We start from the raw sequence: 17,655 nt of genomic DNA, 5'->3' as shown, positions 1-17,655 counted from the left end.
GCGGCTGGTGTGGTTTGCGGGGAGGGCGCGGCCAACCCGGAGCCCCCCGCTTTGGGGCGCCCCGCGCCGGCCCCCCCGCCCCCCCCCCCCACGCCGTTGTCGTCGACGGTCCGCGGGTTCAGCTCAGCGGAGCACCCTGCGACTCCTGGGCGATGCCCAGGGCCGTGGTGTACGTGGAGACGACCAGCTTGCCGATGGTCGGGTAGGGACCCAACGCGTCGGCCGCGGAGCAGTCGGCCTCCTTGGCGGCGTCGTGCAGCACCTCGGGGGCGACCTCGGGACCGACCACGTACGGCGCGAGCGCCAGGGTCGTCGAGCCGGACGAGCGCAGCTGCTCGGCGGTCTGGGCGACCGAGCCCTCGATGTCCAGCGCGGCGGCCAGCACCGGCACCGCGAGGCGTGCGGCCAGCAGCAGACCCGTCACACCCGCCGCCTGGACGGCCTCCTCGCCACCGACAGTGGCCAGGATGATGCCGTCGGCGGCCGTGGCCACCGTGAACAGGCGGGCGCGGTCGGCGCGGGCCAGTCCGGCCTCGGAGAGGCGCACGTGCAGCGCCTCGGCCAGCAGCGGGTGAGGGCCGAGCACGTCGGTCACCTCGGCCGCGGAGCGGCTGTCCGCCACTGCCTGGCGGATCCGGCGCATCACCGACGGCTCGGGACCGGCCAGCAGCGGGACCACGACGGCCGCGGGGGCCTGGTCGCCGCGCTCGCCGGCGGCCTGGGCCACCACGGACTCGAGCGTCGGGTACTCCTCGCCGTCGCCGTCGACGTAGCCGATGCGCGGGTCGAGACCGGAGAGCTCGATGCGGGCGATGCTGACGATCTCCTCCGCGAGACTGCGTATCGCGGAGGACGGGGTGCCGGGCACGGCGAGGACCAGCGCGGGGGCGCCCTCGGGCGTGGTCAGCGGCTCCGGGCGCCGGTGCCGCCCGGGCTGGCGGGGGCGGGGCATTCGAACGGGCAGGCCGGGTGCGGGCCCTTCGGCAGTGCTCATGGCGAGGCATGCTAGTGCCTTTGCGCGCTCTGTTGTTCGGGCGGGTCCATCGCAGGGGTTACCTGTCCGGTTCTGTCCCGATACGGTGCCGGGTCCGCGCACCCCGGCACCGTACGCGTGCCACGGTCAGCCGAGACCGCGCGAGTCCTGCTTGAGGGCGGTGTCCACGGTGAGCGCGGAGGCGACGACCATGCTCAGCAGGGGGTCCGGCAGTTGCCGGTGGATCTGCAGCACGTAGTTGTCGGCCGTGGTGAACATCGTCTTCGCCAGGCCCTCCCACGTCTTGGTGATCCGGGCGACCTCGGTGTCGGTGTGGTCGACGATGGAGAAGTTCCAGGCACGCCAGTTCTCGGCCTTGATCGCGCCGATCTTCTGGCCGTTGACCTCGAAGGAGAAGTTGATCTTCCCGATGGCGTTCTGCTGTACGATCTCGCCGAGCGTCATGCCGTCGGCGCGCTGCACGATCACCTTGGACTTGATGAACTTCGCGGGCCGGGTCAGCAGCAACTGGGGCTGCCCGTGGGCGTCACGCACCTCCAGGCGCACCGACATGAACTGGTCGACGCTCGCGACGAAGCGCAGCACCTTCCGCGCGGTGCTCTGGCCGACCTGGAGCACCGAGCCGAGCTGGCGCCCCTGCTGGTCGAAGACGCTGTACTCGTTGCTCAGCTCGATGAGCTTGGCCTTCTGGTTGACCACCAGGACGGGCTCGCTGAAGAGCGTGCCCCCACCCGGGCCGGTGGGGGCCACGCCGGCCTGCTGCTGCACCTGGCGCTGGATGCGCGACGGGTCGGGACCGCCGTCGACGCCCAGTTCCCAGGGGTTGTCCTTGGGCTGCGGCGGGACCTGCGCGCCGCCCGCATGGGTGTGCTCCGTCCACTGGGACCCGTCCCAGTAGCGCAGCAGGTTCTGGGTGCCATGCGGGTCCGGGTACCAGCCCGCCGGGGTGTTCGAATGCGTCGTCACCCGGGCAGAGTAACGGCTGCCTCCGTCAGGGCAGCCGCCAGTCCACCGGGTTCGTGCCCTGCCGTACCAAGAGGTCGTTGGCCCGGCTGAACGGACGTGAGCCGAAGAAGCCGCGGTCGGCCGACATGGGGGAGGGGTGGGCGGACTCCACGGCCGGCAGGCTCCCCAGCAGTGGCCGCAGGCTGCGCGCGTCGGAGCCCCACAGGATGGACACCAGGGGCTTGCCGCGCGCGGCGAGCGCGCGGATGGCCTGCTCGGTGACCGCCTCCCAGCCCTTGCCGCGGTGCGCCCTGGGCGTGCGCGGCGCGGTGGTCAGCGCCCTGTTGAGCAGCAGGACGCCCTGCCGGGTCCAGGGGGTCAGGTCCCCGTTGGAGGGCTGGGGCAGGCCGAGGTCGGTGTTCAGCTCTTGGTGGATGTTCAGCAGGCTGGGGGGCAGCGGCCGTACCTCCGGGGCCACCGAGAACGACAGCCCGACGGCGTGCCCCGGGGTGGGGTACGGGTCCTGGCCCACGATCAGCACCCGGACGTCGTCGAAGGGCTGCTGGAACGCGCGCAGCACGTTCGCCCCCGACGGCAGGTAGGTGCGGCCCGCGGCGATCTCGGCGCGCAGGAAGTCGCCCATTTCGGCGATCTTCCCTGCGACCGGCTCCAGCGCCTTGGCCCAGCCTTCTTCGACGATTTCGTTCAACGGTCGTGCTGCCACGGTGAGTCACTCTAGTGGCTCACACCGACACTCAGACCACGGCCGCCCTCACGCACAGCACATCGGGCAGGTGTGAGGCCACCGGCTGCCAGGTGTCGCCCTCGTCGGCGCTGGCGTACACCTCGCCGTTGCGGTTGCCGAAGTACACGCCGACCGGGTCCGCGTCGTCGGTGCGCAGCCCGTCGCGCAGGACCACGCCGTAGTGCTCCTCCGTGGGCAGCCCGGCGGACAGGGCCGTCCACGAGGCGCCGGCGTCCTCGGTGCGGTAGACCCGGCAGCGGTAGTCCGGCTGGTAGCGGTCGCTGCCGTCGTTGACCGGAGAGACGTACGCGACTCCGCCGCGGCGGGGGTGGGCGGCGACGGCGAAGCCGAAGTCCGCGGGCAGGCCCTTGCCGATCTCCGTCCAGCTCGCGCCGGCGTCGTCGCTGCGGTAGACCCCGCCGTGGTTCTGCAGGTACAGCCGGTCCGGGTCCTCGGCGTCCCGGTCGATCTTGTGCACGCACTGGCCGAACTCCGGGTACGGGTCGGGCAGGAACTCCGCCTTGATCCCGGTGTTGGACGCCTCCCAGCTCGCGCCTCCGTCGGCCGAGCGGTAGACCCCGCCGGAGGAGACGGCCGCGATCACCACGTCGGCGTCGCGCGGATCGGTGAGCACCGTGTGCACCGCCTGACCGCCGTATCCGGCACCCCACAGCTCCCGCTGCGGGTGCTCCCACAGGCTCCGCACGAACTCGAAGGTCACCCCGCCGTCGTCCGAGCGGAAGAGCGCGCCCGGCTCCGTGCCGGCCCACACCAGGTCCGGGGCGGCGGCGCCGGCGGGCTGGATCTGCCAGACGCGCTCCAGCGAGGCGTCCGTGTCCTTGGGGAACCGCACCGCGGGCCTGGCCGGCTCCTCCCAGCTGCGCCCGAGGTCGTCGGAGCGGAAGACCGACGGCCCCCAGTGCGAGCTGTCTGCGCCGACCAGCAGCCGGGGCACGGCCTGGCGCGTGTCGATGCCCACCGAGTACACCGCCTGCATGGGGAAGTGCGGGCCGGTCAGCTCCCACGTCCCGGCGCCGCCCCGCCGTCCCAGGAACAGCCCCTTGCGTGTGCCGATCGCGAGTACGACGTCGTCCATGACGCACCATCTCCGAACTACGGGAATGTGTTCTGCATCACAGATTCTGCACCGTCCTACCGACAACGGGGGCCGCGGCGCGCCTCCCCGCGGCCGAAGCGTGCCGCGCCGGACCCCGGCGTGCGGTGTCCCCGTCGGCCAACAGCGGTGCGGTGAAGGGGATTTGCGCCACCGGCGGCCCGGCGCCGAGAGCTGGTACGGCAGCGGTCGAACTACGAGAATTCTCGTAATATGGGTGCATGCCCCCGCAGCAGCCCCTCACCGCGGCCGCCCCCGTCCCCGGCGGGAGGGTGTGCGAGCACCCGGACCGAGCGGACATCCGCCTGGAGGCCGTCCTGCACGCGTTCTCCGACCCCATGCGACTGCGCGTGGTGCGGACGCTGGCGGCGCGGGGAACGGAGGCGGCGTGCTCCGAGGTCGGGTTGCCGGTCGGCAAGTCCACCTGCACCCACCACTTCCGGGTGCTGCGCGAGGCCGGGGTGATCAGCCAGACCTACCGGGGCACCTCCAAGATGAACGCGCTGCGCCGGGCGGACCTAGAGGTGCTCTTCCCCGGGCTTCTGGACGCCGTCCTCGCCGCCGCCGACCGGCAGGACGGACGGCCCGACGGGACCGCCGGCGTCGTCCGCGCCTGAACCGGAGCCGCCGGGCAGGTGGTTGAAGAGCAGGTTCAGCGCGATAGCGGTGATGCACCCCGCGCTGATCCCGCTGTCCATCACCGTCTGGAACCAGTCGGGGAAGGCGTCGTAGACCGTCGGGACGCCGACCGGCAGCAGCCCGACCGCGACCGACACCGCCACCACGGTCAGATTGCCGTTGCCGTGGAAGTCGACGGTGGACAGGGTCCGCACCCCGCTCGCCGCCACCGTCCCGAACATCACCAGGCCCGCCCCGCCCAGCACGGGCGCCGGGATCGCCGCGACCACTGCCCCCAGCTTGGGCAGCAGCCCCAGCAGGACGAGGATGCCGCCCGCGGTCGCCACCACCCAGCGGCTGCGCACCCGGGTCATCCCCACGAGGCCGACGTTCTGCGCGTAGGCGGTGTACGGGAAGGTGTTGAAGACCCCGCCGAGCACGGTCGACACCCCGTCGGCGCGCAGCCCGTCCGCGAGCCGCCGTGGTTCCACGTGGCGGCCGGTCAGCTCGCCCACGGCGATGATGTCGCCGGTCGTCTCGGTCATCGTCACGAGGGCCACGACGAGCATGGAGGCGATCGCCGCGCCCTGGAAGTCGGGCGTGCCGAAGTGGAACGGCGTGCTGATCCCCACCCAGTCGGCGCCGCCGACCGCGCCGAAGTCGGTGAAGCCCAACGGCACGGACGCCAGGGTGCCCAGCACGATGCCCGCCAGGACCGCGACGCGCGCGAGGGCAGGGGGCGCGAAGCGCTGGACCAGCAGGACGGCCAGGAGCACGGCGGCCGCCAGGCCGATGTTCCGCGGCGCCCCGAAGTCGGGCGAACCGACCCCACCTGCCGCCCAGTTGCCGGCCACCGGCAGCAGGCTGAGCCCGATGACCAGGATCACGGTGCCGGTGACCAGGGGCGGGAAGAACCGCAGCAGCCGCCCGAAGACGGGCGCCAGCAGGACCATCGCCACTCCCGAGGCGATGACGGCGCCGTAGATCGCGGGCAGTCCGCCGTCCTGGCCGATCAGCACCATGGGCGAGACCGCCGCGAAGGTGCAGCCCTGCATGATGGGCAGTCGGACGCCGAACCGCCACCAGCCCACGCACTGCAGCAGCGTGGCGATGCCGCACACCAGCAGGTCCGCCGTGATCAGGTAGGCGAGGTCGGCGGGCGCCAGCTTCAGCGCGCCCCCGACGATGAGCGGCACGGCGACCGCGCCCGCGTACATCGCCAGCACGTGCTGGAGCCCGAACGCCCCGAGCTGGACGGCAGGCAGGACCTCGTCGACGGGATGGACGGCGGGACGGTGCGGCGGCGTCGCCATGGGCAGCTCCTCGAACGCGGCGCGGGTGAGCGGTGGAACGACGAAGTGGTTGCCCGGGACCCTAGTGAGCGTAAACAGTTTGTTGATTGCGGAGGTGTTTCCCGCGGATCTCAGCCCCTGGGGCGCGCGGCCGCCAACAGCCCCTCCCAGTCGGGGATCTTCACGGTCGCGCGGTCCAGCGACCGCCCCAGCGCCGACTCGGCGGCCTCGATGGCCTCCCATCCGGTCCACTCCACGGGGTCCTGCCCCAGTGCCCGCAGGCCATCGAGCGGATCGGCGTCCGCGGTGGGCCGGGCCAGCAGCTCCCGTGCGTCGGCGACCAGGGCCGCCGCCGTCTGCTTGGCGCAGGGCCGGTTGGTGCCGATCACGCCGGTCGGCCCGCGCTTGATCCAGCCGGCGACGTACTCGCCGGGCGAGGGGGCGCCGCCGCGCAGCACCCGGCCCTCCGTGTTGGGCACGATGCCGAGCCGGTCGTCGAACGGCAGCCCGACCAGGGGCACGCCGCGGTAACCGACCGACCGCAGCACCAGTCCGGCGTCGATGTCCTCGAGGACGCCCGTGCCGCGCACCCCGCCCTGCCCGTCCGGCGCGGTCCGCTCGAACCGCACCCCGGTCACCCCGTCCTCGCCGAGCACCGCCACCGGCCGCAGGAAGAACCGCAGATGGATGCGGCGGCGCCGGCCCGCCGCGGGCCGGGAGGCCCAGCCGCGCAGCACCTCCACATTGCGCCGGGCGACCGGCACGAGCCCCTGCGGATCGGCGTACGCGGGGTCGAGAGCCAGCTCCCCGGGACGGACAATGACGTCCGCGCCCGGCAGGTCGCCGAGCTCGCGCAGCTCCTTGGTGGTGAACTTCGCCTGCGAGGGCCCGCGCCGCCCCACCATGTGCACGTCCGTGACGTGGCTGTCCGCCAGGGCCCGCAGCACCCCCTCGGGCACATCGGTGTGCCGCAGTTCCTCGGCACCGCGGGCCAGGATGCGGGCCACGTCGACGGCCACGTTGCCGACCCCGATCACGACCGCGGAGCGGGCGTGCAGCGGGAAGCCGTCGGGAGCCTCGTCGGGATGGGCGCTGTACCAGGAGACGAAGTGGGTGGCCGCGCAACTGCCCGGCAGGTCCTCCCCGGGCACCCCGAGGCGGCGGTCGGTCGCGGCGCCGACGCAGTACACCACCGCGTGGTACAGCTCCAGCAGCGCCTGCGGGGACAGCCCCGGACCGCCGACGGTCACATTGCCCAGGAAGCGGATCCGGGGGTCCTCCAGGACGCGCCGCAGCGTGCCCTGCAGGGACTTGATCTTCTCGTGGTCGGGGGCCACCCCGTACCGGACCAGGCCGTACGGGCAGGGGAGCCGGTCGAGCACGTCGACGGCGACGTCCGGCACCGACTCCTGGCGGGTCAGCGCCTCGGCCGTGTACACCCCGCTGGGACCTGATCCGACGACTGCCACACGCAGCACGGGCGCCTCCCCTTCGGCGAGGGTTGGGTTCACCTCGGCGGCCCGTGTGCCGCCCGGAACGGGCGGGACGGGCGGCCACGTCCAGCATCGCACCGAGTGACCACCGGGGGGAGGGCGCCGGAGCGTGTCGCGGTCCGGGATGTCAGTCCATGGCGCGCATCCGGGCGATCTCGGCGCTCTGCTGGGCGATCACCTCGTTCGCCCACTCGGCGACCAGGACGTTGCGGCCGTGCGTGAGCACGTCGGTGGCCATCGTCACCGCGCCGCGGTGGTGGGCGGTCATCAGGCGAAGGAACTGCCGGTCGAACTCCGCGCCGCGCGCCGCGCGCAGCGCCGCCAGCTGCGCCGCGGTGGCCATCCCGGGCATCGCGGCGTGGTCATGGTCGTGAGCGGTGGCATGGGAGCCGCCGTTGGTCTTGAGCCAGGCCTGCATGGTGTCGATCTCCGGGCCCTGCGCGGCTTCGATGCGCGCGGCGAGTCCGCGGACCTTCTCGTCCGAGGCGCGGGTGCCCGCGAGGGCGGTCATGACAAGCGCCTGCTGGTGGTGGGCGATCATGTTCGTCACATAGGTGAGGTCCGCCGGGTTCGGGGAGTCGTCGGGCAGGGCCTTCGCCGCCTCCTCCGGGGAGAGGGTGGTGGCCTTCTCGCCCGGCGCTCCCGGCGCGATGACCGAGGGCGCGGCGGACGCGGAACCGCTTCCGGAACCCCCGTCGCAGCTGGTCAGGGCGAGTACCAAGGAGGCGGTGAGGGCCAGCGCGGACAGCGTCGCAACACGATACGAGGAAAACACCAGTGCATTGTCATCTTTTGACGCGCACATGAGAAGGGCCATACTGCCGGGGTCCGCATGAAGTTCAACCGCGAACGGAAACTAGGAGGACGCGGTGAAGCGCTTACGTACAGCCCTCGCTCGCCCCGGACGACTGGCGGCCCTGGCGGCCGCGGCCGTCACGCTGCTCGGACTGGCGGTTCCGGCCCCCGCCACGGCCGACGGGAGCATCCCGGGTGTCGACGAGGTCGTCACGAGCGCCAACGTTCAGCACCTGGTCAACATACCCAAGCAATCCCTCGGGGGATTCAACACCGACCTGGCGTTCCAGGGCAGATACGCCTTCGCGGGCAACTACGACGGCTTCGTCATCTGGGACATCAGCCGTCCCACCAGCCCCAAAATGGTCAGCCAGGTCCTGTGCCCCGGATCCCAGAACGACATATCGGTCTCCGGGAACCTGCTGGTCCTGTCCACCGACTCCTCGCGCTCGGACAGCTCCTGCGCGAGCACGAGCCAGTCCGCGGCCGAGAAGTCCTCGTGGGAGGGCGTCAAGGTCTTCGACATCAGCGACAAGGCCAACCCGCGCTACGTCGCGGCCGTGGAGACCGCCTGCGGTTCCCACACCCACACCCTGGTACCGGCCAAGCGCGACCTGTTCGTCTACGTGTCCTCCTACTCGCCCAGCGCCACCTTCCCGGACTGCCAGCCGCCGCACGACGGCATCTCCGTGGTGAAGATCCCGCGCAGCCACCCGGAGAAGGCGGCCGTGACGGCCTTCCCGGTCCTCTTCCCGGACGGCGGCAACCCGGGCGTCCCGCCCACCGACACCCAGGCCCGGGTCAGTGAGACCACCGGCTGCCACGACATCACCGCGTTCCCGAAGCTGGGGCTCGCGGCCGGTGCCTGCATGGGCGACGGCATCCTGATGGACATCTCCAACCCCGAGCGCCCGAAGGTCCTCGACCGCGTCCAGGACAACGTGAACTTCTCGTTCTGGCACTCGGCGACCTTCAACGAGCGCGGCACCAAGGTCGTCTTCACCGACGAGCTGGGCGGTGGCGGCGGTGCCGAGTGCAACACCGCGATCGGTCCGCAGCGCGGTGCCGACGGCATCTACGACATCGTCCGCAAGCACGGCAAGCCCGAGCTGGTCTTCCGGAACTACTACAAGATCCCGCGCCACCAGGCCGACACCGAGAACTGCGTCGCCCACAACGGCTCGCTCATCCCCGCCAAGGGCCGCGACATCATGGTCCAGGCCTGGTACCAGGGCGGCGTCTCCGTGTGGGACTTCACCGACTCCGCGCGCCCCAAGGAGATCGGCTACTTCGAGCGCGGTCCCATCTCGACCGACACCCTGACCCTCGGCGGCTCCTGGAGCGCCTACTACTACAACGGCTACATCTACTCGAACGACATCGCCAAGGGCTTCGACGTCCTCAAGATCTCCGACAAGCGCACCGACAGCGCCCGGGGCATCCGGCTCGCCGAGCTCAACGTCCAGACCCAGCCCGACTACCGCTGAGCGGTCCCGGGCAACGGCGTTCCGCCGGGCGGCAGGTCGCCCGGCGGAACGCCGAGTTCCCAGGGCAGGCCGTACCGCTGGAACATGTCGGCCCGCAACCGCGGCAGCGGCATCGCCGCGCCCGGGATCAACTGCGCGAACACCCCGCCCATGAGCAGGGCCCGCAGCATCCGGTAGTCCTGCTCGGGGTCCGCCGAGCCCCACGCCCGGACGGCGCCCAGCAGCAATTCGGCCAGGCGCTGCCGCTCCTCGCACTCGCTGAACCCGGACGCCTGGAGGATGCCGGCCATGTGCGCCCGCATGACGACGGGATGCTGCACGGGCAGCGCCAGGACGGCGTCGATCGCCCGGGCCAGCACCTCGCGGCCGTCGGCGGGCCCGGGTTCCCGCTCCAGCGCCGCGGCCAGCTCGGTGTGCATCAGCCGGTGGGCCGCCGCCTGCAGCAGCAGCCGCTTGCCGGGGAAGTAGTACGACACCAGACCGCGCGCCGAACCCGCGCGGTCGGCGATGTCCCCGAGCGTCGTGGCCTCGAACCCGCGTTCCTCCACCAGTTCGACCGTGGCCTGCAGCAGACGTTCCCGTGAACGCCGGCGCATCGCTTCATTGACCGAAGGTCGCCGAGGGGACATGCTTTACTCCTGCGTTGACTGGCTCGGAGCCAATATACTCAGGGCTGACCGTGCGTGAGTGGCATGCTCATGCGGGTCACGGGGGTGAGGTGCACGTACCCGGCGGCGCGGGGGACCGCCGGGTACCGCACTTCCGCGCCGCCCGGCCCGTCGCCCTCAGATCCCCGTCACGCGGTCAGGTCCAGCACCGGCAGCAGCCCCGACGGCCGCTGCTCCACCGGCAGGTGGTCCACCAGGTGCACCGCGCAGCCCAGCGCCGCCGCCCCGCCGTCCGCCCGCCGGTCGTCCCCGACCATCGCGACGCGCTCCGGCGGCAGCCCCAGCCCCTCGCACGCGATGCCGAACAGCCGTGGGTCCGGTTTCTGGACGCCGTGCTCGAAGCTGAGGACGAAGACGTCCACCAGCCCTTCCAGACCGTGCGCGCGGAACACCGGCCGCAGGTCCCACCCGATGTTGCTCACCACCGCCACCGGCACGCCCCGGCGCCGCAACTCCTCGAGCACCTCCCTCGCATCCGGGTACGGTGACCAGGCGGCGGGCTCCATGTGGCGGTCGTACAGCGCCCCGTAGGCCTCCTCCCAGGGCAGCTCCGCCTCCCGCGCCAGCGCGGTGAACGCCGCGCGGTGGTGCTCCGCCGACAGGTCCCGTTCCTGCCACAGCCGCTCCAGCCGTGCCGGCACCCGCTCCGGCGCCGCTCCGCCCGGGAGCCCGCCGGCCCGCTCCAAGCCCTCCGCGTACGCCGCCAGCTCGGTCTCGCCGAGCGTGATCCCCAGCTGATCCAGAACCGTGCCCAGCCAGCGCCGGGCGGGTTCGACCCGCAGCAGGGTGCCGGAGAAGTCGAACATGCATCCCTTGATGGTCATGACCGCCATCATCCCCGCCCCGGCTTCGCGGGCACACCGGAGCCCGGTGCGGGCCGCGTCACGGTCAGGAGGCGCCGAACCAGGGCTTCCCGGCCGCCCAGTGCCCGACCCACCCGGCGAACCCCGCATCGAACGGGCAGGCGCCCTCGCCGGTGATGTGCCACACCCGGCCGCGCTGCGGACCGGTGACGACGAGGTGCCAGTACATGCCGCAGCCGTCCGTGCCGAGCACGATCGAGCCGTGGTCGAACACCTGGGCGCGCAGCGGCGCGAGCTCCTCCTCGGGCCGGTCGTCGTCCTCCCAGATCCACGCCGACGTCAGGGGGAAGGGGCGTCCGAGGTCGCGTCCGGCCGGGTCGTCGCCCCAGTCGTCCGGCAACTCCTCCAAGCCCACGAGCCCGAAGTCGGGAGGCCCCTGGAAGGAGCCGTCGGTGATGTCGGCGACGAACGTCCGGTAGGGCTCGGGCAGTACCACCCCGTGCCGCGCCTCGAAGGCGTGGACGGCCTCCCAGCCGAGCGCCGACGCGCCGCCGTCGTCGACGTCGAAGGCCGCGCGGAGCGCGGCGAGGTCCTCGGGGGTGGCGTGTTCGGTGTCCATGCCGCACATGGATACCAGCCGGTGGCGACAGCGCGGCAGGGCAGCCGCCCGGGATCTCCCCTGAACCCGCACAACTCCCGGCCCTGACCTGCGGGGTCACGAGGACGTGCGCTGCTGCTCCGCGGCGCCCGTGCGCCACGGTTCGCACAGCGCCGCCGTACCGGTGAGGACGGCCGCCGCGAGCAGCCAGCCGGCCAGGACGTCGGAGGGCCAGTGGACGCCGAGATAGACGCGGGTGAAGCCGACACCGGCGACGGACACGAAGGCGACGGCGCAGGCGGCCACGCCCCAGGGGGAGCGGGCCGGCAGGCGGAGCAGCAGCAGCCACAGCAGGGCGCCGCAGACGAGCGCGGCGGTCATCGCGTGGCCGGAGGGGAACGCCGCGTAGGCAGCCGAGTCGACGGGGTCCGGCCAGTGCGGGCGCTCCCGGCCGACGAGGGCCTTGGCGGTCTGCTGGAGGACCCAGCCCAGGGTGCCGGCCAGCACCAGCCACAGGGCCTGGCGGTTCTCGCGCCGTACGAGCAGCCACATCACGGCCGCGAGCAGCAGCAGACGCATCGTCAGCGGATCCCAGACCCAGTCGGTGAGGACGCGGTTGAGCCGGGTCCAGCCGGAGTGCCGTACCGCGACGGCGTGCAGCTGCACGGCGATGCCGCGGTCGGCGGCCAGCAGCGGCCCCCAGCGCGCCACGACGAGCCCGAGCAGCAGCAGGAAGGCGGCGCAGGCCGCCGCGCACTGGCTCAGGCACGCGGTGCGCAGGGCACGGTCGGGGTCCCGGACGTCGGACGGTGCGGGAGGGGCGTGCATACAGCCGAGGCTACGTGAGCGCCCCGATCCCGGGGCCGAAGGCCACGAGCAACGGCACGACCGGGATGAGCAGCGCGCACGCGGACGCGCGGGCGCGGCCGAGGCGGGTGAGCCGCGGCGCGGGGTCCAGCAGCCGGTTGACGCGGACCGGGACCTGCGCGTCCGGTGCCGGGCAGGGGCCGAAAACGCCGCGGTCCTCGTTGAGTTCGACCAGGGCCAGGGCGGTGGTGAGCCGCCCGAAGCGGCGTGAGGCGATGTCGTCGGCGGCGAGTTCGACGAGCCGGTGCACCTGGTCACGGAACGCGGCGAAGACCGGCACCTGCGGGAAGCCCGAGGCCAGCGCGCCGGCGCTGTGCAGGAGGACGTCGTGCCGGGCCCGCGCGTGGCCCTGCTCGTGGGCGAGGACGGAGTCCAGCTGACGCCCCTTCAGGCGACGCAGGGCAGCCGTGGTGATGACCAGTTGCGGCCGCGGGCCGGTCAGCCACCAGGCGTCCGGACGGTCGCTCTCCAGGACGACCAGCCGCTCGTCGGAGGCGGCGGCTTCACCGGGCAGCCGCGGCGAGCGGGCCCGCAGTTCGGCGCGGCGCGCCCGCTGCCGGGCGCCGGCCCTGCGGATCTCCCGGGCGAGCATGGCCGCCGTCCAGATGCCGCCGCAGGCCAGCAGGACCGCCAGATAACCCGCCCACGGCCCGTAACCGGGCAGCTCGTAGGCGTCGACGACGTCATGGGGGGCGAAGGCGAACAGTCCCTCGCGCAGCCAGGTCCACGTGGCGGAGGCGCTGAGGGCCATGGCCAGGAACAGGCACAGCAGGACCGCGCCGATCACGCACTGCCACACCCACAGGGCCAGCACCGGCTCCCGCTCGGGCCAGGTGGCGCGGGTGAGCAGGCGTGGGGCCATGGCGGCCGCCACCGCACCGAGCAGGAGCAGCGCGAGCGGGACGGTCATGCCGCCACACTATGAGGGCGTCACCGCACACGGGTACGTTCTTCGAGGGGAAAGTGACGCGCCTCACTGCCGTCAGAGCGTCAGGAGCATGGCGAACATCCCTATCGCCATGGACACGCGGCACGCCGAGGCCAGTTCGGGCGCGTGCGCCACCGGCACGACTCCTCCCGCCGGAGCCGCACCGGCCGCCGTGACGGTGACGGGGACCGAGAGCAGTCGGACGCCCGCCGCCAGGACGTATATCGCGAAGTACGCCAGCAGCAGCCCGGTCGTCGCGGGCGTGCCCGCGGGCGCGTGACCCGCGTGGGCCGCGCCGCCGGCGGCACCCGCGGTGCCCGCCTCGGCCATGGCCACCGCCATGTAGACCATCGCCCCCGCGCCGACGGCATGGTGCAGATGGTGCGCGTCGTGCCGGGCCAGCAGCAGCGCGCGCACCGCCGCCGCACCGAAGACCAGACCGAAGGCCGCGGCGACCCACTGCGGCGGATCCAGGACGGACACCGGCACCGCCATCACGGCCATGCCCATCCCCATCAGCGCCTCCGCACGCGCCACCCGACGCTGGTCGGGTCCGGTGCCGGGGCAGCCGCGCCGGGTGCGGAACAGGCAGTACGCCCCCGTGGCGGCGCCCAGCACCACGAGCAGCCAGGCCACCAGCGGCGGTCCGTGCATGAGCGGCCCTCCTTCGGTTCCTCCCCGGAGGATGCCCGGACCCGGCGGCGCACACTCCAGCGCACGGGCGTACCGGGGGAGCGCGGCCGTGCCGCCCCCGCTTCAGCTGCGGGCCCGCTGGGTGACCGCCACACAGACGAGGACCGCCAGCGCCGCGGGTGCGGTCAGCGCGCCCAGGTCCTCGCCGAGCAGCGCGGCCGCCCAGACCAGCGTCAGCAACGGCTGGGCCAGCTGCAACTGGCTGGCCCGCGCGACGCCGATGGCGGCCATGCCCCGGTACCAGACCATCAGCCCGAGGAACTGGGACACCATCGAGACCCAGAGCAGCCCGGCCACCGCCCGGCCGCCGAGATGCACCGGCTCGAGCGCGAGCGCCACCCCCGCCGCCGGCACGGTCAGGGGCAGCGCTCCGACCAGCGCCCACCCGATGACCTGCCAGCCCGGCATGACCGAGGCCAGCCGTCCGCCTTCGACGTAACCGGCCGCGCAGACCAGCAGCGACGCGAAGAGGAAGAGGTCACCCGTGGTCAGGGAGCCGCCGCCCTGCCACAGGGCGAAGCACACCACGACCGCCCCGCCCGCGACCGCGGCCGACCAGAAGGGCACCGACGGGCGCGTCCCGACGCGTACGGCGGCCAGCACGGCGGTGACCAGCGGCAGCGCGCCCACGACGACGGCGGCGTGCGAGGTGTCGGTGGTGCGCAGCGCCAGGGTGGTCAGCAGGGGGAACCCGAGGACGACACCGAGCGCCACGACCGCGAGCCCCGCCCAGTGCCGGCGGTCGGGCAGCGGCACCCGCGCGGCGGCCAGACAGGCCCCCGCCACGGCCGCGGCCAGCACACCCCGGACGGTGGTGGCGGACCAGGGGCCGAGCCCGGTGAGCGCCCAGTGCGTCGCGGGAAAGGTCAGCGAGAAGGCGGCGACGCCCAGCCCGGCGAGCGCGGTGCCACCTGTACGGCTCCCGACCGCTATCGACGGGGCGGCGGTAGCGCTATTGTGTGCTGTCATGACCAACGGTAGCAGTTCGGGAAATGTTGCGGACACTCTGAGGGATGAGCTCCACCGCTACTCGCCCGGCGAGAAGCTGCCGTCGAGCCGTGTCCTCGTCGAGCGCTTCGGCGTCAGCCCGGTCACGGTCTCCCGGGCCCTGGCCGCGCTCGCCGCCGAGGGCCTGGTCGTCACCCGCCCTGGCGCGGGCGCCTACCGTGCCCAGCGCGTCGCCGACGGCCCGCGTCCGGTCGACACCTCCTGGCAGCAGGTCGCCCTCACCGTCGAGGAGCACGGCGATTCCACGCCCAGGGTCGTGGACGCCTCCGGCGTGACCGCCAGCCTCGCCGTCCCGCCGCCCGGTGTGATCGCCTTCAACAGCGGCTACCTGCACCCCTCGCTCCAGCCCGAGCAGGCGCTCGGGGCCGCGCTCGCCCGCGCCGCCCGCCGCCCCGGCGCCTGGGAGATGCCGCCGCTGGAGGGACTGACCGCGCTACGGGCCTGGTTCGCGCGCGAGGTCGGCGGCCCCGGCGGCACCCTCGGCCCCGCCAACGTCCTGGTCACCGCGGGCGGCCAGGCCGCGCTGACCACCGCGCTGCGCGCGCTCGCCCCGCCCGGCTCGCCGGTGCTCGTCGAGTCGCCGACGTACCCGGGCGCCATGGCCGTCGCCCGCGCGGCCGGGCTGCGTCCCGTCCCCATCCCCATGGACGACGACGGCGTGCGCCCGGACCTGCTCGCCGACGCCTTCGCCGCCACCGGTGCCCGGGTCTTCTTCTGCCAGCCGCTCTTCCAGAACCCCACCGGCGCCGTCCTCGCCGCCGACCGCCGCCGGCGGATCACCGAGATCGCCCACGCCGCAGGGGCCTTCCTCGTCGAGGACGACTTCGCCCGGCGCCTCGGCCACGGCGCCGAACCGCCACCGCCCCTGGTCGTGGACGACCCCTACGGCGCCGTCGTCCACGTCACCTCGCTGACCAAGCCCACCTCGCCCAGCCTGCGCGTCGGCGCCCTCGTCGCCCGCGGCCCGGTCATGGAGCGGCTGCGCGCCATCCAGATCGTCGACAGCTTCTTCGTGCCGCGCCCCCTGCAGGAGGCCACCCTCGAACTCGTCGGCGCCCCCGCCTGGCCCCGCCATCTGCGCGCCGTCTCCGCGGGCCTGCGCGACCGCCGTGACGCGATGCTCGCCGCCCTCCACCGCGAACTGCCGGGCCTGATGTCCCGTGTCCGCGTCCCGGTCGGCGGCTACCAGCTCTGGCTGCGGCTCCCGGACGGCACGGACGAGTCCGCCCTCGCGGCCGCCTCGCTGCGCGCCGGCACCGCCGTCGCTCCCGGCCGCCCCTACTTCGCCGCCGAGGCGCCGGCCCCGTACGTCCGCCTCAGCTTCGCCGACACCAGCGGCACCGAGGAGATCGCCGAGGGCGTCCGCCGGTTCGCCGCGGCCTGCTCCGAGACCGGCGTCGACGGGGTGGGCACGGACGGGATGGGCAGGGACGGGGTGGCCCGATGACCGGCACGGACGTCCCCGCACCGGCGGCACCCCTGTCCGGCGTGCTGATCGCCGACTTCGGGCGCGTCCTGGCGGCGCCCTACGCCACGATACTGCCGGCCGACCTCGGCGCCGACGTCATCAAGGTCGAGCACCCGGACACCGGGGACGACACCCGGGCCTGGGGGCCGCCCCACGCGCACGGGGAGTCCACCTACTTCCCGTCCGTCAACCGCAACAAGCGCTCGGTCGCGCTCGACCTGCGCGACGCCACAGACCGCCGCCGGGCCGCGGAACTGGTGCGCCGCGCCGACGTCCTGGTCGAGAACTTCCGCCCCGGCACCATGGACAAGTACGGCCTCGGCTACGACGCGGCCCGGTCCCTCAACCCCGGTGTCGTCTACTGCTCCGTCACCGGCTTCGGCACCGGCGAAGGCGCCGCCCTGCCCGGTTACGACCTGCTGATCCAGGCGGTCGGCGGCCTCATGAGCGTCACCGGGCCCGGCCCCGGGGAGCCGGTCAAGGCCGGGGTGGCCCTCGTCGACGTGCTCAGCGGCCTGCACGCGGCGATCGGCGTGCTGGCCGCACTGCGCCACCGGGACGCCACCGGCGAGGGACAGCACGTCGAGGTCAACCTGCTCTCCTGCCTGCTGTCCAGCCTGGTCAACCAGGCGGGCGGCTACACCCTCGCGGGGGTCGTGCCGGGCATCCTGGGCAACCGCCACCCCTCCATCGCGCCGTACGAGGTCTTCCACGCCGCGGACCGCCCCCTGGTCGTCGCCGTCGGCAACGACCGGCAGTTCGCGGCGCTGTGCGAGGGCCTGGACGCACCGGAGCTCGCCCGCGACCCCCGCTACGTCTCCAACGCCGACCGCGTCGCCCACGCCGGCGAACTCGCCGAGCGGCTCGGCCGGTCGCTGCGCGGGCGCACCGCGGCCGAGTGGTTCGACCGCCTGACGCCGCTGGGGGTGCCCTGCGGCCCGGTCAACGACCTGGCCCAGGCCTTCGGCCTCGCCGAACGGCTCGGGCTCGCCCCGCGCGCCACGCTGCACGGCGACGGACCCGCCCTGGACGTCACGGCGAACCCGATCGGCCTCTCCCGCACCCCGCCGCGCTACGACCGCCGCCCGCCCCGCCTGGGCGAGCACACCGACGCCATCACGGCCTGGCTCGACTCGTGA

General features: G+C 73.6%; 18 protein-coding genes. 4 read left to right on the top strand and 14 right to left on the bottom strand.

The features are described 5' to 3' along the window. Window positions 1–118: 118 nt before the first annotated feature. From ABZ312_RS19170 to ABZ312_RS19155, 4 genes are all read right to left on the bottom strand, one after another. Window positions 119–994, bottom strand: a complete 876-nt coding sequence (locus ABZ312_RS19170) for a sirohydrochlorin chelatase (protein WP_500323291.1) — start codon at window positions 992–994, stop codon at window positions 119–121. Window positions 995–1,120: 126 nt separating this feature from the next. After that, window positions 1,121–1,960 (bottom strand): LURP-one-related family protein, encoded by an 840-nt coding sequence (locus tag ABZ312_RS19165; protein ID WP_499515494.1) that lies wholly within the window; start codon window positions 1,958–1,960, stop codon window positions 1,121–1,123. A 25-nt stretch (window positions 1,961–1,985) separates the two neighbouring features. Next, on the bottom strand, window positions 1,986–2,663 hold the full coding sequence (locus ABZ312_RS19160) for a uracil-DNA glycosylase (RefSeq protein ID WP_500438273.1): 678 nt from the start codon (window positions 2,661–2,663) through the stop codon (window positions 1,986–1,988). A 31-nt stretch (window positions 2,664–2,694) separates the two neighbouring features. Next, complete coding sequence (locus ABZ312_RS19155; protein WP_500438271.1) at window positions 2,695–3,780, bottom strand: sialidase family protein; 1,086 nt, start codon at window positions 3,778–3,780, stop codon at window positions 2,695–2,697. Window positions 3,781–4,019: 239 nt separating this feature from the next. On the opposite strand from ABZ312_RS19155, the gene ABZ312_RS19150 reads away from it, so the two are divergent. Then, the gene (locus ABZ312_RS19150; RefSeq protein ID WP_500323295.1) at window positions 4,020–4,415 is read left to right on the top strand and encodes an ArsR/SmtB family transcription factor; all 396 of its coding nucleotides are present in this window, start codon (window positions 4,020–4,022) and stop codon (window positions 4,413–4,415) included. Here the strand turns inward: ABZ312_RS19150 and ABZ312_RS19145 are convergent. The 3 genes from ABZ312_RS19145 to ABZ312_RS19135 all read right to left on the bottom strand — a co-directional run bounded on the left by ABZ312_RS19145 (window position 4,317) and on the right by ABZ312_RS19135 (window position 8,006). After that, window positions 4,317–5,729, bottom strand: a complete 1,413-nt coding sequence (locus ABZ312_RS19145; protein WP_500323296.1) for a nucleobase:cation symporter-2 family protein — start codon at window positions 5,727–5,729, stop codon at window positions 4,317–4,319. The genes ABZ312_RS19150 and ABZ312_RS19145 overlap by 99 nt on opposite strands. 110 nt (window positions 5,730–5,839) lie before the next feature. Then, window positions 5,840–7,186, bottom strand: a complete 1,347-nt coding sequence (locus ABZ312_RS19140; protein WP_500323297.1) for an FAD-dependent oxidoreductase — start codon at window positions 7,184–7,186, stop codon at window positions 5,840–5,842. A gap of 142 nt (window positions 7,187–7,328) precedes the next feature. After that, a complete protein-coding gene (locus ABZ312_RS19135; RefSeq protein ID WP_500323298.1) occupies window positions 7,329–8,006 on the bottom strand; it encodes a DUF305 domain-containing protein in 678 nt (225 codons plus the stop codon). A 112-nt stretch (window positions 8,007–8,118) separates the two neighbouring features. Between ABZ312_RS19135 and ABZ312_RS19130 the strand changes: the two genes are divergently transcribed. Next, window positions 8,119–9,483 (top strand): LVIVD repeat-containing protein, encoded by a 1,365-nt coding sequence (locus tag ABZ312_RS19130; RefSeq protein ID WP_500323416.1) that lies wholly within the window; start codon window positions 8,119–8,121, stop codon window positions 9,481–9,483. On the opposite strand, the gene ABZ312_RS19125 is transcribed toward ABZ312_RS19130, so the two are convergent. The 7 genes from ABZ312_RS19125 to ABZ312_RS19095 all read right to left on the bottom strand — a co-directional run bounded on the left by ABZ312_RS19125 (window position 9,474) and on the right by ABZ312_RS19095 (window position 15,009). Next, on the bottom strand, window positions 9,474–10,112 hold the full coding sequence (locus ABZ312_RS19125; protein WP_500323299.1) for a TetR/AcrR family transcriptional regulator: 639 nt from the start codon (window positions 10,110–10,112) through the stop codon (window positions 9,474–9,476). The genes ABZ312_RS19130 and ABZ312_RS19125 overlap by 10 nt on opposite strands. A gap of 167 nt (window positions 10,113–10,279) precedes the next feature. Further along, window positions 10,280–10,975, bottom strand: a complete 696-nt coding sequence (locus ABZ312_RS19120; RefSeq protein ID WP_500323301.1) for an HAD family hydrolase — start codon at window positions 10,973–10,975, stop codon at window positions 10,280–10,282. Window positions 10,976–11,039: 64 nt separating this feature from the next. Then, window positions 11,040–11,573, bottom strand: coding sequence for an SMI1/KNR4 family protein (locus ABZ312_RS19115; protein ID WP_500323302.1), 534 nt, complete (start codon window positions 11,571–11,573; stop codon window positions 11,040–11,042). A 96-nt stretch (window positions 11,574–11,669) separates the two neighbouring features. Continuing rightward, entirely contained in the window at window positions 11,670–12,380 is a 711-nt protein-coding gene (locus ABZ312_RS19110) for a phosphatase PAP2 family protein (RefSeq protein ID WP_500323303.1), read from the bottom strand. 10 nt (window positions 12,381–12,390) lie between these two features. Further along, the gene (locus ABZ312_RS19105; protein WP_499515505.1) at window positions 12,391–13,329 is read right to left on the bottom strand and encodes a M56 family metallopeptidase; all 939 of its coding nucleotides are present in this window, start codon (window positions 13,327–13,329) and stop codon (window positions 12,391–12,393) included. Window positions 13,330–13,401: 72 nt separating this feature from the next. Further along, on the bottom strand, window positions 13,402–14,001 hold the full coding sequence (locus tag ABZ312_RS19100) for a DUF5134 domain-containing protein (protein WP_500323305.1): 600 nt from the start codon (window positions 13,999–14,001) through the stop codon (window positions 13,402–13,404). 102 nt (window positions 14,002–14,103) lie between these two features. Further along, complete coding sequence (locus ABZ312_RS19095) at window positions 14,104–15,009, bottom strand: DMT family transporter (protein ID WP_500323306.1); 906 nt, start codon at window positions 15,007–15,009, stop codon at window positions 14,104–14,106. Here ABZ312_RS19095 and ABZ312_RS19090 point away from each other — a divergent pair. Continuing rightward, window positions 15,008–16,495: an aminotransferase-like domain-containing protein gene (locus tag ABZ312_RS19090; RefSeq protein WP_500438269.1), complete on the top strand. Its 1,488-nt coding sequence runs from the start codon at window positions 15,008–15,010 to the stop codon at window positions 16,493–16,495. The genes ABZ312_RS19095 and ABZ312_RS19090 overlap by 2 nt on opposite strands. Next, a complete protein-coding gene (locus tag ABZ312_RS19085) occupies window positions 16,492–17,655 on the top strand; it encodes a CaiB/BaiF CoA transferase family protein (protein WP_500323309.1) in 1,164 nt (387 codons plus the stop codon). Before ABZ312_RS19090 ends, ABZ312_RS19085 begins: the two co-directional genes overlap by 4 nt.

It is taken from the genome of Streptomyces sp. NPDC006207 (assembly GCF_040613835.1).
Lineage (GTDB): Bacteria > Actinomycetota > Actinomycetes > Streptomycetales > Streptomycetaceae > Actinacidiphila.
Note: the sequence above shows the minus strand (reverse complement) of the source record. Positions and strands in the feature narration are given on the sequence as shown.

Excerpts from the sequence above, each read along its gene's own strand:
- ABZ312_RS19170 (WP_500323291.1), bottom strand. The coding sequence starts at position 994 with ATGAGCACTGCCGAAGGGCCCGCACCCGGCCTGCCCGTTCGAATGCCC.
- ABZ312_RS19155 (WP_500438271.1), bottom strand. The coding sequence starts at position 3,780 with ATGGACGACGTCGTACTCGCGATCGGCACACGCAAGGGGCTGTTCCTG.
- ABZ312_RS19150 (WP_500323295.1), top strand. The coding sequence starts at position 4,020 with ATGCCCCCGCAGCAGCCCCTCACCGCGGCCGCCCCCGTCCCCGGCGGG.
- ABZ312_RS19145 (WP_500323296.1), bottom strand. The coding sequence starts at position 5,729 with ATGGCGACGCCGCCGCACCGTCCCGCCGTCCATCCCGTCGACGAGGTC.
- ABZ312_RS19135 (WP_500323298.1), bottom strand. The coding sequence starts at position 8,006 with ATGTGCGCGTCAAAAGATGACAATGCACTGGTGTTTTCCTCGTATCGT.
- ABZ312_RS19125 (WP_500323299.1), bottom strand. The coding sequence starts at position 10,112 with ATGTCCCCTCGGCGACCTTCGGTCAATGAAGCGATGCGCCGGCGTTCA.
- ABZ312_RS19120 (WP_500323301.1), bottom strand. The coding sequence starts at position 10,975 with ATGACCATCAAGGGATGCATGTTCGACTTCTCCGGCACCCTGCTGCGG.
- ABZ312_RS19115 (WP_500323302.1), bottom strand. The coding sequence starts at position 11,573 with ATGGACACCGAACACGCCACCCCCGAGGACCTCGCCGCGCTCCGCGCG.
- ABZ312_RS19110 (WP_500323303.1), bottom strand. The coding sequence starts at position 12,380 with ATGCACGCCCCTCCCGCACCGTCCGACGTCCGGGACCCCGACCGTGCC.
- ABZ312_RS19105 (WP_499515505.1), bottom strand. The coding sequence starts at position 13,329 with ATGACCGTCCCGCTCGCGCTGCTCCTGCTCGGTGCGGTGGCGGCCGCC.
- ABZ312_RS19100 (WP_500323305.1), bottom strand. The coding sequence starts at position 14,001 with ATGCACGGACCGCCGCTGGTGGCCTGGCTGCTCGTGGTGCTGGGCGCC.
- ABZ312_RS19090 (WP_500438269.1), top strand. The coding sequence starts at position 15,008 with ATGACCAACGGTAGCAGTTCGGGAAATGTTGCGGACACTCTGAGGGAT.
- ABZ312_RS19095 (WP_500323306.1), bottom strand. The coding sequence starts at position 15,009 with ATGACAGCACACAATAGCGCTACCGCCGCCCCGTCGATAGCGGTCGGG.
- ABZ312_RS19085 (WP_500323309.1), top strand. The coding sequence starts at position 16,492 with ATGACCGGCACGGACGTCCCCGCACCGGCGGCACCCCTGTCCGGCGTG.